This window comes from Tautonia sp. JC769 (genome assembly GCF_040717455.1).
Classification (GTDB): Bacteria; Planctomycetota; Planctomycetia; order Isosphaerales; family Isosphaeraceae; genus Tautonia.
The window spans coordinates 25,645-40,826 of the sequence record NZ_JBFEFH010000025.1; the positions used below are offsets into that span (position 1 = coordinate 25,645).

Annotated in this window: 9 protein-coding genes; 8 read left to right on the plus strand and 1 reads right to left on the minus strand. The window is 71.7% G+C overall.

Annotated features, from left to right (window positions below; translation table 11 throughout):
* Nucleotides 1-74: 74 nt before the first annotated feature.
* From AB1L88_RS20955 to AB1L88_RS20990, 8 genes are all read left to right on the plus strand, one after another.
* On the plus strand, nt 75-1,772 hold the full coding sequence (locus AB1L88_RS20955; protein WP_367098646.1) for an MraY family glycosyltransferase: 1,698 nt from the start codon (nt 75-77) through the stop codon (nt 1,770-1,772).
* A gap of 33 nt (nt 1,773-1,805) precedes the next feature.
* On the plus strand, nt 1,806-4,127 hold the full coding sequence (locus AB1L88_RS20960) for a polysaccharide biosynthesis tyrosine autokinase (RefSeq protein ID WP_367098647.1): 2,322 nt from the start codon (nt 1,806-1,808) through the stop codon (nt 4,125-4,127).
* 45 nt (nt 4,128-4,172) lie between these two features.
* On the plus strand, nt 4,173-5,738 hold the full coding sequence (locus AB1L88_RS20965; protein ID WP_367098648.1) for an O-antigen ligase domain-containing protein: 1,566 nt from the start codon (nt 4,173-4,175) through the stop codon (nt 5,736-5,738).
* A gap of 54 nt (nt 5,739-5,792) precedes the next feature.
* Nucleotides 5,793-8,924, plus strand: a complete 3,132-nt coding sequence (locus AB1L88_RS20970; protein WP_367098649.1) for an FHA domain-containing protein — start codon at nt 5,793-5,795, stop codon at nt 8,922-8,924.
* A 12-nt stretch (nt 8,925-8,936) separates the two neighbouring features.
* Nucleotides 8,937-9,908, plus strand: a complete 972-nt coding sequence (locus tag AB1L88_RS20975; RefSeq protein ID WP_367098650.1) for an exosortase/archaeosortase family protein — start codon at nt 8,937-8,939, stop codon at nt 9,906-9,908.
* Nucleotides 9,909-9,980: 72 nt separating this feature from the next.
* Nucleotides 9,981-10,655, plus strand: a complete 675-nt coding sequence (locus AB1L88_RS20980) for an EpsI family protein (RefSeq protein ID WP_367098651.1) — start codon at nt 9,981-9,983, stop codon at nt 10,653-10,655.
* A gap of 129 nt (nt 10,656-10,784) precedes the next feature.
* Nucleotides 10,785-11,825 carry a GDP-mannose 4,6-dehydratase gene (gene gmd, locus AB1L88_RS20985; protein ID WP_367098652.1) on the plus strand — a complete coding sequence of 347 codons (1,041 nt, stop codon included), beginning with the start codon at nt 10,785-10,787 and terminating at the stop codon, nt 11,823-11,825.
* A 120-nt stretch (nt 11,826-11,945) separates the two neighbouring features.
* Nucleotides 11,946-12,950 carry a bile acid:sodium symporter family protein gene (locus tag AB1L88_RS20990; RefSeq protein ID WP_367098653.1) on the plus strand — a complete coding sequence of 335 codons (1,005 nt, stop codon included), beginning with the start codon at nt 11,946-11,948 and terminating at the stop codon, nt 12,948-12,950.
* A 459-nt stretch (nt 12,951-13,409) separates the two neighbouring features.
* Here the strand turns inward: AB1L88_RS20990 and AB1L88_RS20995 are convergent, their stop codons facing one another.
* A complete protein-coding gene (locus AB1L88_RS20995) occupies nt 13,410-14,504 on the minus strand; it encodes a hypothetical protein (protein WP_367098654.1) in 1,095 nt (364 codons plus the stop codon).
* Nucleotides 14,505-15,182: the final 678 nt, after the last annotated feature.

Genomic DNA, 15,182 nt, shown 5'->3' on the forward strand with positions numbered 1-15,182 from the left:
AACGTTGACCACGCCCCCGGTGGGCGTCGCGATCACGCTCGCACGTCCGGGCCGGATGGAGCTGGTGCCGGTCCATGACGCCCGATTCCTACCTGCTCGTCTTCGCGCTCTCGTTCCTCGGCTGCGTGCTGGCCACGCCGATCGTCACCCGACTGGCCATCTGGGCCGGGGCGATCGACCGGCCCGACCAGTTCCGCCGGGTCCACAAGGGCGCCACGCCTCGGCTCGGTGGCCTGGGGCTGGCCGTCGGCCTGGCCGTCGGCCTGGGGGCCCTGACCTTCGGCGGCCTCATGCCCGACTGGCCGGGGCTGACCTCCTGGGCCGACTCGCTCCTCTGGGTGGGCCTTGCCGCGGGCGTCGTCCTGCTGCTCGGCGTCGTCGACGACACGATCGGCGTCAGCCCCCGGGCCAAGCTGCTCGGCCAGGCGATCGCCGTGATGCTCCTCTACGCCGGCGGCATCCGGATCGAGTCGGTCGAGATCCTCGGCATGGAGCTGTCGCTCAGCCTCCCCTTGACCCTCGGCCTCCCCGGCCGGCCCGAGACGTTCATCCTCGACCTGCCGAGCATCGCCATCACCCTGCTCTGGTTCCTCGGATGCATGAACATCTGGAACCTGATCGACGGCATGGACGGCCTCGCCTCGGGCGTCGGCCTGATCGTCGCCGCCACGATGATGCTGGTGGCCGTCGCCCTGAGCAACTACGGATCGGCCCTCATGGGGGCCGCGCTCGCCGGCGGCCTGGCCGGGTTCCTGCTGTACAACTGGCATCCGGCCTGCATCTTCCTCGGAGACAGCGGGAGCCTGCTCATCGGCATGCTGATCGGCGTCATCGGCATCCAGGGGTCGCTCAAAGGGACGATGGCCGTCTCCATCCTCCTGCCGATCCTCGCCATGGGCCTGCCGATCTCCGACACCGCCCTGGCGATCTTCCGCCGGTGGGTCCGGAACCTGCCGCTCACGGCCGCCGACCGCCGCCACGTCCACCACGTCCTCATCGGCCTCGGGCTCGACCCGAGGCAGGCCGCGGCCATGCTCTACAGCTTCACCGCCTTCCTCTGCGGCGTCGTCCTGCTCGGCGTGGCCATGCGGAGCGACGTCCTGGCCCTGATCCTCGGCAGCTCCGGCTGCTCGGCCTTCGTCGTCATCCTCTACAGCCGCCGCAACGAGCTGGCCGACCTGCGGAACGACCTGGCCGCCCGGATGGTCCGCGGCCGGCAGGAGCGCCGGGCCGCCAAGGCCACCTGGGAGGCCATCCAGCGCGTCGAGCTGGCCGCCGACGCCGACCGCGTCCTCGACATCATGACCGAGACCGCCGAGGCCCTCGGCTGCTCGGCCGCCCGCCTGGCCTTCCGGGGCCCGGGGACCGAGCCGACCCGCCGCGACCTCGGCGACTGGCCCGAGCCCTCGGAACTCGACTCCTCGACCGATCGCCTGTCGGGCCCGGCCGCCCAGTTCCGACTGTTCGGTGCCGGCGACACCCTGCTGACGGTCGACCTGCGGTTCAGCGATCGGTCGGACCTGGCCTCCGACATCGCCTTCCGATTCCTGCAGCGGCTGTCGCTGGCGAGCAGTGAGCGCCTCGGCCGGCTCCTGGCCGACGGGGTGCTCGGGCGCCCGATCGGGTCGGAACCCGAGGGCGTCCTCAGCGGATCGTCGCCGACGACCGGCAGCACGCTCGTGCTGGCGACGGCGCCCGCCGGGCTCGCCGGTGGCTGGCCCGCCCCCCCGTCGGGGGTGGCCTTCGTCCCCCGATCGCCCGACACCGACTGACCGTGACGCGACGCTCAAGGAAGGGTGCGACTCATGGAGCGGATCATCCTCCCCTATGGCGGCCAGCCCGCCGGGGTTCCCCAACGATCGACGGCCCCGGCCGCCTCGGCGGTCCCCGCGCCTCATGCCCCGCCGCCGGCCTACATCCCCGTCGGCCCCGCCCCGGGACCCTCGGGATCGACCGGCACGGCCGGAGGTAAGTCGCCGTCCGATTATCTTCGGGCCCTCCGTCGCCGCTTCTGGCTCATCGTGCTCATCGGCGGCGTGATGGCGACCGTCGGCACCACGCTGGTCCTCCGCCAGAAGCCCGTCTATCGCGCCTCGGCCCAGATCGAGATCGTGCCGCCGCAGTTCGACTCGATCCTGGCGAGCCTGATGGCCGACGACTCCATCAACCTCTCGGCCGTCACCGCCGAGCAGTACGAGGCCAACCGCCTGGCCCACCTCCGCAACCGTCAGACGGTCGAGGACGTGCTCAGGAGCCCGCGGATCGGCCCGCCGGTCCGCTCGGAAGGGGATCCGGTCGAGGAGCTGCTGGCCAACCTCAAGACCAACCGCCTGGCGCAATCGACCCGCTACGACGTCCACCTGGAAGGCAACGACCCGCACCGCGTCTCGACGATCCTCGACCTCTGGCTCGAGGAATACGAGCGCGATTCGCAGGCCGAGGTCGACGACAAGGTCGTCAACTCGCAGGCCGCCGCCGAGGCGAACATCAAGAAGATGTACGACGAGCTGGCCGAGATCGACCGCCGGATCAGCCAGGCGATGGCCAACTCGCCCGACCTCTCCCCCGACGGCGAGAACTACCTGGTCCGCCGCTACGAGTCGCTCGGCATCCTCAGGATGCAGAAGCAGAACAGCATGGACCAGCTCCAGCACCAGCTCTGGATCGCCCGGATGTTCCCCAAGGAGCAGGGACCGGCCTTCTCGATCGAGCAGCGGCAGCTCGACGACCTGATGGAACGCCGCCAGGCCCTCGACATGAAGATCAGCGAGGTGGCCCGCGTCGCCCGCAACCCGCGCGACCCGGCCATCACCCGCTACATGAAGATGAGACGCGACCTGGAGGACCAGATCCACGAGATCCAGGCCATGTCCCTCCAGGCGGCCGGATCCCAGGAAGACCCGACCGCGACCATGTTCACCCAGTATCGCGAGGTCCTCACCGGCGAGCTGACCCAGATCGAGGAGGCGGAACAGGGAATCCTGCAGAAAATCCAGCGGATGGCCCCCGACCACAACCAGTTCAACACCCTGCTGAAGGAACGCGAGCGGACCGCCGCCGGCATCGCCTTGCTCCGCGCCAAGATCGACCAGTTCGACGTGCTCTCGAAGACCCAGAACAAGCCGGTCCGGGTCGTCCAGCGTCCCTCCCCGCCGACCAAGCCGGTCCGGCCGGGGTATACGTTGCTGGTGGCATTGGTCTGCCTCGTCTCGATGGTCTCGGGCGTCGGGACCGTGCTGGCGATCGAGCACCTCGACCACTCGGTCCGTGCCCCCGAGCAACTGACGACCGGCCTGACGCTCCCCTTGCTCGGCGTCGTCTCCCGGATGAAGCGGACGGCCCGATTGCAACGCGGCGGGCACCTCTGGACCGCCGGCGCCCCGCAATCGGCCGAGGCCGACGCCTACCGGAACCTCCGGGCGAGCCTCGTCGGCATGACCTGCCCCGAGGGCAAGCCGGCCGTCACCCTGCTCGTCACCAGCGCCAAGGCCGGCGAGGGGAAGAGCACGACCGCCCTGAACCTGGCCGCCACCTGCGCCCGGTCGGGCGAGCGGACCCTGCTCCTGGAAGTCGACCTCCGCCGCCCGAGCCTCCGCCCGGTCTTCGACGACCCCGAGGCCGACACCGATCACGACCTCGGCCTCGTCGACGTCCTCCGGGGCGAGATGCCCTGGCAGCGCACGGTCGTCTCGACCGACATCCCGAACCTCGACTTCCTGCCCGCCGGCGACCCCTCGGGCGTGCCGGTCGAGGTGCTCGGGGCCCTGGAGATGAAGCAACTGATCGCGGCCGTCTCGCGGCATTACGACCGGGTGATCCTCGACGGCCCGGCGATCCTCGGCCTGGCCGACTGCCGGATGCTCGGCCGGATCGTCGACTCGGCCATCCTCGTCGTCCGGGCCGGGGCGAATGACCTGCGTCCGGTCCTCCGGGCCCGCACGATGCTCGAGCAGTCGCAGGCCCCGATCGTCGGCGTCGTCTTCAATGGCCTGTGTGAGGACGTGAACAACTGGTCGTGCGTTTCTTCGTATCTCGATGAGCATGGCGAGCCGGTCGGTCCGGTGAGCTCGGGACGCCTCGGCGACCGGCCTCGCGAGGCGGCCGGGGCCCTGGCGTCGGCCGAGTGATCCCGACCGCTTCCGCACCGATTCGACTCGAACCGGAGACTCCCGGTGGGCACCTTCCGCATCCGCATCCTTGAGTGCACCGACCGCGCCCAGGCGGGCATCCTTGTGGGGATGCTCGCCGGGACGGCCCTGGCCTTCGGCGGGGTCGTCTGGTGGTGGCGGCCGGTCATCGCGGCCATGGCCGTCCTGCTGGTCGTCCTCGGCCTGGCCCGGGTGGCGATCGAGGGGCGGGCCCGGATCCGATGGAGCCCCTTGCCGGTCCTCGGGGCCCTGGCCGTGGGCCTGGCCGTCGTCCAGCTCGCGCCGATCCCGGCGACCCTGGCCCGCCGGATCGCCCCGGAAGCCCGGTCGCTCCACGCCCGGGGGGTGCCGTCCGCCCTCGTCCTGGCCGACGACCCCGACGCCGAGCTCCCCGAGGCCCTCGCCTCGCGGACCCCGGCCACGGTGGACCGATCGGCGACCCTCCGGTGGGCCTTCGACGCGACGATCGGGCTGGTGGTCCTGATCACTTCCGCCCGGTTCGCGAGGAAGCTCGGCCGGACGATGGTCATCTGGGGCAGCGTGGTCGGCATCTTCGTCGTGATGACGGGCATCGGCCTGGTGCAGATGGCCGGCGACGTGCCGGAAATGCTGGGGATCATCACCCCCGGCAAGGGCCCGAGCTGGGCCCCCTCGACCCTCGACCTGCTGCGGGCCCCGGGGACCTCGGTCCTGCGGCCCCTGGCCGAGGACGGGGGCACGAACGGCCCCTGGCTGCTCCCCCGTCCCGATCGGCCGTTCTTCATCGGCAGCCTGATGGGAGGCCCCGGCGCGTACCTGGCCATCGGGGCCCTGGGCCTGCCCCTGTCGCTGGCCTTGCTACTCCACCTGCTCGCCCCTCGGGGAAGCCGGGAGCCGATGGCCGACCGGATCGGCCGGTCGGGCCTGGCCCCGCTGGTCGGCTTGCTGGCCCTGGCGATCGTGAGCGGCTCGGCCCTGATCGGCGTGATCGCCGGGCCCTTGCTGGCGATCCCGTTCGCGGCCGGCCTGGTCCTGGCGGGGCTCCCGGGGGCCTGGCCGACCGGGTTGCGATGGCTCGCGGTCGGCCTGACGATGCTCTCGCTGGTGAGCCTCGGCGCGGGGGTCTCGGGCAATCGCCTGCTCGGCTGGGGGACCGACCCGAAGTTCGCCCCGATCACCGCCGAGCTGGACCGGGCCGAGGAGCTCTGGAGGTCGTCGGCCCGGATCATCCGCGACTTCCCGCTGCTCGGGACGGGCCTCGGCACGTTCGGCCGGGTCATCCCGTCGTATAAAGGGACCGACGCCAGCCCGACGACCGCCGGCAGCAGCCTCTTGCAGTGGGTGGTGGAGTCGGGCCTGGCCGGGGCCGGCGTGCTCGGCCTGGCAGTGATGTGGGGCCTGGCCCGGATCGTGAGGGCCTGGCGGCGGGTCGGTTCGGCCGACCGGGCGTTGGCGTGCGGGCTGGTGGCCTCGGCCGTCTGCTTCGGGGCCTTCGCCAGCGTCCACTGGACGGTCGAGCTGCCCGCCGTGGGGCTGGCGGCCTGTGCGGTGCTGGGGACCCTGGACCGCTGGCTGTCCGGGGGTACCGACCTGTTTGTCGAGGCCGCCTGACGAGGGGCCGGGATGCCCCGCAATGGAGATCCGCTTCAAGGAGGAGCGATCAGGATGCACGACGCGGCCTATCTGCACATCCGAGCCCGGAACAGCCGGGCGACCCGGATCGTCTCGCTGACCGAGGCGAGCGTCCGGATTGGCCGCGGCCGATCGTGCGAGGTCCGGCTCGATGACCCCGCGCTGGCCGAGGTCGAGTGCCTGCTCCGCCGCCGCGGGAACACCTGGCACCTGCAGCCGGTCGAGGCCTCCTCGTCGCTGACCCTCGACGGCCGGCCGGCCGACGGCCCCCGCCCCGTGCCGATGGGCTCGACCCTCCGCCTGGCCGACCGCTGGCTGACCCTCCTGCCGACGATGGACGGCCCCGAGGACGAGGCGGCCACCATGGTCGACCCGGAGGGGCAGAAGGTCATCCCGATCGAGCCGGTCCCCGAACCCCGGCCGCCGGCGGACGGGCCTCCCGACCCTTCCTCCGACCCGTTGGATCGGCAGAAGGCCGAGGTCGCCCGCCTCGAGGCGCGGCTCAAGCAGCGGGAACGATGGCTCAAGGACCGCCTGTACGAGCGCCAGTGGGAGGCCCGATGGCGGGCGGCCGGGGCCTCGATCAAGAACCGGGAACGCCCCGCCGGACAACCGGCCGAGCCGAGGTCCCGCGCCGGCTCGGCCCCGTTGAGGCCGGCGGTCGCGCCGGAGCCCTCGCTCCGGGCCCGACGCGAGCCGGTGGCGCCCGCCGCCCCTCGTTACGACCGCCCGGTCCCGAGCGAGCCGCCCTCGTATCCGAGTCCCCTGGCCCGCCCGCAGCCGACGACCCCGGCAGCCTCCCGGGTCTCGCCGGCCGAGGTCGAGCCGACCCGATCCGAGACCGGTGAGCCGCCCGCGGCCGAGGCCCCGCCGGAGAGCCGGTCCCTCCGCATGACCGAGCCGGTCGTGCCGGTCGAGGCCTTGCTCGAATCGCCCGCACCCGAGCCCGAGGCCGCCCCCGGGCCGGATGCCGCGGTCCTCTCGCTCCCTGCCGAGGAGCCCACGATCCCGGACGCCGAGCCGACCCCGGACGCGGTGCTCGGCGTCGCCGAGGAGGCGGACGAGCCGGGCCCGATCGAGGGCGAACCGGCCGCCCTCGCCGAGCCGATGATCGCGGAGGAGCCCGAGGCCGAGGTCGGGGACGAGTCGGGAGCCGTCGCTTCGCTCGCCGACCGGGAGGAGCCCTCGGGGCCGGCCGACTCGGTCGAGGCGATCGACGGGATGCTCGAGGCCCTCGTGGCGGATCGCCTGGCATACCAGGGGCCGGGGACGCTCCCGGACGAAGCCCCGGCGATCGGCGAGCCGGATCGGACCGAAGCCGGTGAACCGGGCGACCCGATCGCCTCGTCGGTGCCCCTTTCGGGAGGACCGGCCGACCCGGAGCCCGCGACATCGACCGAGCTGGCGATCCCCTGGGAGGCACCGGGCCTTGCCGTCGCGGGGCCGGAGGAGGCGGAGGAGGCCGAGCCGGTCGAGCGGGACGCGGATCGCCCGAGGCTCTCGGTGCCGAGGATCGGGCTGTCCGACCTCGTCTCCTTCCTGAGCGGGAAGGCCCCCGAGCCGGGACCGATCGCCGATCCCGAGCCGGACGTTGAGCAGGCCCCCGAGCCGAACGCCGGGCCGGACCCCGAGCCGACCGCCGCGCCGGCCCCCGAGCCGATCGAGGGGCAGGAACCGGCGACCGAGGTCCGGGGAGGCCCGGCGGCGCCGGTGGCCGAGGCGACCGGAATCCCCGAGGTCGAGGCGACCGGAATCGAGGCGGCGATCCGTCCCGTCCCGGAGCCGATCGAGGACGCCCCGGGGCCGATCGCCCCCGACCTGCCGAAGCCCGCCGACGTCGGGGAGCCCGAACCGGAGGTCCGGCGGTCGGGCGATTGGCCGTCGGCGAAGGCGATCCTGACGGCGCAGCCGGGGCGGAAGGGAGCGGGGTCGAGGCCCGGCGCCCGGCAACGGTCGGTGGCGCGGCTGCCCCTGCCGACCGACCGGATCGCCCCCGACGGCTGGACGGTGCCGGGGGGCTCGTGGCTCTGCATCCCCTTGATGTTCGCGGTGGTCGCGGTCGGGGCGGTGGGGGTCCGGCTCTCGTGGACCTGGGCGGTCGTCGACAGGGGGGTCGGGCGCCTGGCCGATCGCCTGGCCGACGGCAAGCGACCCGAGGGGAGTGCCCTGGAGCTGCTGCTGGAGCGCGAGCAGGAGCTGCCCGGGGCGAAATGGTGGAACAGCACGGCCGACCAGATGATCATGCGGGCGGCCCTGCTCGCGGGCCAGGGGGGCGGGTTCGACCCGGCCGCCCAGGAGCGGGCGGGCGACCTCCTGCACGCGGCCTCGGGCACGGCCCCGGGGCATCCGAGCCTGCGGTTCGCGAAGGCCTGGCGGACCCTCCAGGATCCGGGGATCGACCCGAGCGCCACGGCCCTCGGCCTGAGCCGGGACGTCTGGACCCTGACCTGGACCGGGCGGGCCTTGCTCTCCGAGGGGAAGGCCGAGGCGGCGAAGCGGGCCTACCGGTCGGCCCTGGAGATGGCCTGTCGGGCCCGGTCCGATTTCTCGGCGACGCCGACCTTCCACAGCGAGCCGCGGGGAGGGCGCTTCGGCCTGCCGCTGGAGGACGTGATTCATGGGATCGTGCTCGACATGGCGAACCGGCCCGAATGGTCGGCCGAGGACTGGGACGACGTCCTGCCCGACGTGGCCGAGGTCTGGCTGGTGGCGGCCCGTTTGCTCCGCCAGCGGGGGGATTCGGCGTCGGAGGCGGCCCTCGACCGGGCCATCGCCCTGGGTGAGGACGCAGGCCCCGAAGGGTGCTCGACCGCCCTGCAACTGGCGAGCTCGGCCGAGGCCCTGGCCCTGGCCGGCCGCTTCGACGAGGCGGCCGAGCGGTATCGGGAGGCCGTCGACCGGATCGGACTGGCCGAGGAATCGGCCCGACGCTCCTGGATGTTCAACCTGGCCGAGCTCTACGGCAGGACCGGCAAGCCCAACGACGAGCGGTCCTGCCTGCTCGAAAGCATGATTACAGACCCGAACGACCCGGTCACGAGCGAGGCCATCCGCCTGCAGCTCAGGCGCGGGATGAGCCTGGTCGGCACCGACGGCGGCGAGGGGGACGGGGCCGAGCTGTCGGCCTCGGTCCGACCGTCGCGATCGCGGACCCTCGGAGAGTGAGGAGACGAACCCTTGGCGACTTCCACCATCTCGGCCCGGGACGACTCCCCGGCGCCGGTCCCCCGAGAACTCCCCCCGCTGCTGGCCCAGGTCCGGGACGGCTGGCGGCACCGGGACGGCCGGACGGCCCTGATCGGGGCCGCGGCCTGCCTGGCCTTGCTGGCGGTCCTGTTCCGGTCGACCCTGGTGCACTTCGTGCAGGTCTGGTCGACGGATCAGAACTACAGCCATGGATTTCTGGTTCCCCTGATAAGCCTCTACTTCGCCAACATGGCGGCGCAGTACGGTCCGACCCGGCAGGTGCCGGCGGTCGGGCTGGGGGTCTTCCTGCTGACGATGGCCCTGATGGGGCGGCTGGCGACGATCGTCGTGCCGGTCGGGATCGCCAGCGACCTGTCGTTCATCGCGGGATTGGCGGGGATCGTGGCCCTCTTCGCGGGGCGGGACGCCCTGTCGCGGTACGGGTTCGCGTTGGCCTTTCTGGTGTTCATGGTCCCGTTGCCGATCCACCTGTACACGACGATCGCCAACCCGCTGCAACTGATGGTCAGCAGGTTCGCCGCGGTGATCCTCAACGGCACGGGCCTGCCGGTGCTCTGCGAGGGGAACCACCTGACGCTGCCGGGCGGGGTCCGGATGTTCGTGGCCGAGGCGTGCAGCGGGATGAGGCAGCTCACCGGGTTCCTCGCCCTGACGACGGCCGTGGCCTTCCTGACGCCGAGGCCGAGGTGGTACCGCCTGGTCCTGATCGGCTCGGCCATCCCGGTCGCCCTGACGGCGAACGTGGCGCGGGTGGTCCTGACCGGCTGGATCATGGCGTACGACCCGAAGCTGGCGATGGGGACCTTCCACACGATCGAGGGGCTGTTGCTGATGGGATTCGGCCTGGCCCTGCTGCGGGCCGAGTGCGCGATCCTGAACATGATCGTCGAGGACGACCGGCCGACGGGCCCGGCGACCAGACCCGCCCCGGCGGCCGGCTGATCGGGCCGGCGACGAGGACCCTTGACCGATCGACCTGGCCCTTTTTGGATTTCCTCGGGAGACGAACCACCGATGACCACCACCCGACGCGCGGCGCTGGGCCTCGCGATCCTGAGCCTCGGCCTGGCGGCCGAGGCGGCCGTCGAGCGGGCGACCCTGACCGATCGGCCGCCGCTGAAGCGGTCGTTGCAGACGATCCCGATGGCGATGGGGGACTGGGTCGGCAAGGACGAGCCGGTCGACGAGAAGATCGCCGTCGAGTCGCAGGCGACCGAGTATTTGAACCGGGTCTACACGCTCCGAGGCCGACCGGGGGTGCAGGTCTGGCTCTGGATGAACTACTCGGACCGGGGGCTGAACCTGAGGCACTCGCCGGAGGTCTGCCTGCCCTCGGGGGGCTGGGAGAAGGTCGAGGCGTTGACGAAGGTGGTCGAGATCGAGCGATCGGGCGGTACGCCGCAGAGGGTGTCGCTGCTCGGCTACGGCAAGAGTGAACTGGTCCAGAAGATCGGATTCTGGTACTACATCTTCGGAGAAGGTCGCGTCGAGCGGTTCGTCCGGGGCCTGCCGATCTCCAGCCGGAGCAGCCACGGCCGCACGACGCGCGGGTCGGGCCTGACGGTGGAGGTCTTCTACCCGACCGAGACGGGGCTGGGCGACGCCGAGCTGCGCGACTTCATTACGCACTTGCTCGACGAGATGGATCCGGTCCTGCCGGAGGATCGGGCCTCGTACCACATCCCCTGAGTCTTCCTCGACCCCGGCCCGACCGATCGCGACCGGCCCTGCCGACGACCGATCCGATCGCGCCGAGGCCGCCACCGGGACGCAAGGACGCCCCCGGCCCCATCGAATGCCACGCGGAGGGACGGATCGATGAAGCATGCGTTGATCACCGGGATTACCGGTCAGGACGGATCGTACCTGGCCGACTTCCTCCTGGAGAAGCCGGATTACGTGGTGCACGGGCTGGTCCGGCGGACCAGCACCCTGAACCGGTCGCGGATCGACCACATCGTCCGCAACCCGGCCTTCGCCGACCGGTTCCACCTGCACTACGCCGACCTGGGGGACGCCTCCAGCCTGTCGATGCTGATGGAGACGATCCGTCCGGACGAGGTGTACAACCTGGGGGCGCAGAGCCACGTCCGCGTCTCGTTCGACCAGCCGATCTACACGGCCGACGTGGTGGGAGTGGGGACGCTCCGATTGCTGGAGGCGGTCCGGCAACTGGCCCGCAGCCAGCCGGTGCGGTTCTACCAGGCGTCCAGCTCGGAGATGTTCGGCTCGGCCCCGCCGCCGCAGACGATGGAGACCCCCTTCCACCCGCGCAGCCCGTATGCCTGCGCCAAGCTGTACGGCCACTGGCAGACGATCAACTACCGGGAGGCCTACGGCCTGTTCGCCTGCTCGGGCATCCTGTTCAATCACGAGAGCCCCCGGCGCGGCGAGAGCTTCGTGACCCGGAAGATCACCGTGGGGGCAACCCGGATCAAGGAAGGCTTGCAGAAGAAGCTGGTCATGGGGAACCTCGACGCCAAGCGCGACTGGGGCTTCGCCGGCGACTACGTGAAGGCGATGTGGCTGATGCTCCAGCAGGAGGAGCCGGACGACTACATCGTGGCGATGGGGGTCACGCACTCGGTCCGCGAGTTCCTGGAAAAGACCTTCTCGAAGCTCGACCTCGACTACAACGACTTCGTCGAGTTCGACGAGCGGTACATGAGGCCCTCCGAGGTGGACGTCCTGCTCGGCGACCCGAGCAAGGCGAGGCGGAAGCTGGGCTGGGAGCCGGAGGTCGACCTCGACGGCCTGGTCGGCATGATGGTCGAGCACGACCTGGAACTGGCCCGGAGGGAGAAGTACGCCCTCGGCTACAAAAGCACCGGGATCAACGCCCCCCACCTGAGCGTCTGATCCCGATCGGTGAAGGTTGATCGGTCGTGATGCCCCGAGGATGCCGCCCGCCGTGGCGGCCACCCCGGGGCATCGTCCGTTGGCAGTCGTCTCCCGAGTCCTCCCCCTTTGGAATCCGCCATGCGGCCCACCGTCCCGCGCAAACCGTTCCGACCTCGGCCCGACTGGTTCCTGATCGGCATGGGGGCGGCGGTCGGCCTGGCGTACCTGTTCCCGGGTCCGGGGGCGAGCGGCGGGGCCCTGAAGCCGGAGCTGTTGACGAAGGCGGGGGTGGCCCTGATCTTCTTCCTGCACGGGATGTCGCTGCCGTTCGCGAGCCTGAGGGAAGGGACGCTCCAGTGGCCCTTGCACCTGTTGATCCAGGGATTCACCTTTTTGGTCTTTCCGCTGCTGGGGATCGGGTTGCTCTGGCTGGTGGGGGACCGGATGGCGCCGGGGCTGAGGCTCGGGTTCTTCTTCCTGTGTGCCCTGCCGTCGACGGTCTCGTCGTCGGTGGCGTTGACGGCGACGGCGGGGGGGAACGTGGCGGCGGCCGTCTTCAACGCGACGATCTCGGCGTTGCTGGGGGTGGTCTTGACGCCGCTCTGGCTCGGCTGGATGGCCGAGGCACAGGGCAAGGGGTTGCCGTTCGGCGAGGTGGTGATCGACCTGGTGATCTGGCTGGTCCTGCCGCTGCTGGCCGGGCAGGTCTCGCGGCCCTGGCTGGGGAGCTGGGCCGGGCGGAACAAGCGGTTCATCAACAAGGTGGACCGGGGGACGATCCTGCTGCTGGTGTACACCTCCTTCTGCGACTCGATGGAGCGGGGGGTCTGGACCGAGCACGGGCTGGGGCCGGTGCTGGGGACGCTCGTCGGGACGGCGAGCTTGCTGGCGATCGTGATTGCGGCGACGACGGCGACCAGCCGATGGCTCGGGTTCTCGGACTCGGACCGGATCGCGGCCATTTTCTGCGGGTCGAAGAAGACCCTGGCGTCGGGCGTGCCGATGGCGTCCCTCATCTTCGGGCAGGACCCGCAACTGGGCCTGATCCTGCTGCCGATCATGGTCTATCACCCGCTGCAACTGGTCGTCGGCGGGGTCCTGGCCGGGCGATGGGCCCTGCGGTCGCTGGAGAAGGCGGCCTGATCGGATCGGGCATCGGGCGGAGCGGGCAGAGGCCGGCGGGCCCGTGGAACGGGCCGATCCCTCGATGGGATCGAGGCCGCGCCGCAGGCCCTACTAGCCCAGCAACCCTAAACTGGTTCGTCCTCCGCTCGCCGATCTGCTTTCAGGTCTTTGTTTTACGACTTGAATCGAAGCGCAATTTTAAGGTTGAAGCCGTACTCCTACCGCTTCCAGTCAAACCTGGTGGGATTCGGGTGCCCCGGGTTCCGCGCAGCGGACCCCGGGCCGGTGGCGACAGGCCCATGTGACTCCGCCCGGGGTCCGCTGCGCGGAACCCGGGGCACCCGCCGCAACACCGTGAACCCAACGATTCAAACGGGATCCGGTACGACGAGGGGGACGATCGAGGGCCAAATGGAACGGTTCGGACGAAGCTGCCAATCTGGCAGGTGGGTTTGTTCGGCGAGGGCGGCCCGAGGGCTACGAGCGATGGCCCCTGGCCTTGCGCCGGGCGTTCGCGGCGCGGCGGGCCTTGCGGTTCTGGAGGATCGGCGGGTCGGCCGCGGCGAGGGGAGCGGGCGAGGCCGTGGGCGGGGAGACGGCTCGCGTCGCGGCGCGATCGGGACGGGGACCGGGGGGATGGGGGGGGATCGGGGCGGGGGCGGGCTCCGGTTCAGGATCGGGATCGGGATCGGGGGTGGTCATCCGGGCGAAGCTGAGCAGGTCGTCGAACGCGTCGGCGTCGGATTCGGCGTCGTCGAGGGAGGGGGCGGGGGGGTGGACGGCCTTGTAGGAGGCCTCGAAGGACCGGAACCGGCGCAGGAGGGCGGTCTCGTAGCGGCGGAGGCGGGCCAGCTCGGACGTCTCGGAGGTGGGGAGGCCGATTTCGGCGAGCGAGCGGTCGGCGAGGTCGATGCGAGAGGCGGAGTCGCGGAGGGATTCGAGGCCGTCGACCTGCTCGCGGACGAGGTCGCGGAGCTCGTCGGGCGGGAGCTGCGCGAGCATGGAGCAGTCGGACGAGCGGAACTCGTCGGGGGTCTGCATCAGGTCGAGACAGAGCCGGCGCTGGGCGTCGTCCCAGGAGCCGGGGGCTTCGAGGGCGTCGGCGAGTCCTTGCCAGCGGACGAGGAGCCAGTCGAGGCCGGCGGCGGAGCGTCGGAGGGCGGAGACGACGCGGTCGGGGTCGCGGGAGAGGCGGGCGCCGAGGTCGGAGGCGTCGGCGGCGCGGTCGATCTCCCAGGAGGAGGCGGCGCGGTCGGCCTCGAAGCGACCCTGGTGGAGCTGGTGCTGCTGGCAGCGGTCGAGGCGGACGGAGGCGAGGGTGAGCTGGGCCACGAGCCAGGATTGGTAGCCGTCGTCGGGGTCGGTGGGGAAGGCGGGGGCCCACTCGGCGCGTCGGGCGGCGACGGCGTCGGCCTCGTCGGGGGCGACGGCGTCGGATTCGGCCCGGAAGCCGTGCTTCCAGGCGTTGAGGCGGACGCGGGCCTTGCCGGCCTCGGTGACCGGCCCGGTCGATTTCCGGGCGTTGCGGCGGTTGGCGTTGAGCCGGGCGGCGCTGGGGGTCGAGGGGCTCATGGGGGTCGATCCTTGGGTGAGGGGCGAGCGGCATCGCTCGGGGCCGGTCGGGGTTGGGCGAGGGGATCGGCGTCGATCCCGGGGAGTAGGGAGGCGCGACCGTACTCCGTAATGATCGGGAAAAACGGGGACCTCAGTCACAAAAAGGGATCGGGGCGGCCCGGAAATTCATCCGGCAGACGCCTGACAGTCGATCGTGGTGCCCCAGCTCCTGGGGGCTGGGAGACGGCGCCGGGCTGCGACTCCGGACGCCGGGGACCCCTCACCCCGGCCCTCTCCTCGCGGGCGGGGAGAGGGGGACGGAGGCGGATCGGAGCGCCCGGACGAGCCCATTCTCCGACCCTCGCCCCCGTTCGGGGGAGAGGGTGGCCGAAGGCCGGGCGAGGGGGTCAGAGTCCGAATCGCAGAGCCTTGCGCCCTTGCCGGGGACCCCTCACCCCGGCCCTCTCCCCGCGGGCGGGGAGAGGGGGCAGGAGGCCCGTGAACGGTCGGAATGAGACGTGCCGGAGCCGACACGCTCCTTGCGAGCGGGGAGGGGGGGCCAGGACCGATTGGTCGGTGAGGCGGGCGGAAGCTCCCGCCGGGAACGGGGAAGAAAGCGCTGGACGCAGGGGTTTGGGGAGGGTCCAATCCGTCTTCGAGACGCGATGAACGAGGGAAGGCGATGACGCGCCGAAC

Bases quoted from the DNA above. Each gene is read 5' to 3' on its own strand.
- AB1L88_RS20955 (WP_367098646.1), top strand. From the start codon at position 75: ATGACGCCCGATTCCTACCTGCTCGTCTTCGCGCTCTCGTTCCTCGGC.
- AB1L88_RS20960 (WP_367098647.1), top strand. From the start codon at position 1,806: ATGGAGCGGATCATCCTCCCCTATGGCGGCCAGCCCGCCGGGGTTCCC.
- AB1L88_RS20970 (WP_367098649.1), top strand. From the start codon at position 5,793: ATGCACGACGCGGCCTATCTGCACATCCGAGCCCGGAACAGCCGGGCG.
- AB1L88_RS20990 (WP_367098653.1), top strand. From the start codon at position 11,946: ATGCGGCCCACCGTCCCGCGCAAACCGTTCCGACCTCGGCCCGACTGG.
- AB1L88_RS20995 (WP_367098654.1), bottom strand. From the start codon at position 14,504: ATGAGCCCCTCGACCCCCAGCGCCGCCCGGCTCAACGCCAACCGCCGC.
- gmd (WP_367098652.1), top strand. From the start codon at position 10,785: ATGAAGCATGCGTTGATCACCGGGATTACCGGTCAGGACGGATCGTAC.
- AB1L88_RS20980 (WP_367098651.1), top strand. From the start codon at position 9,981: ATGACCACCACCCGACGCGCGGCGCTGGGCCTCGCGATCCTGAGCCTC.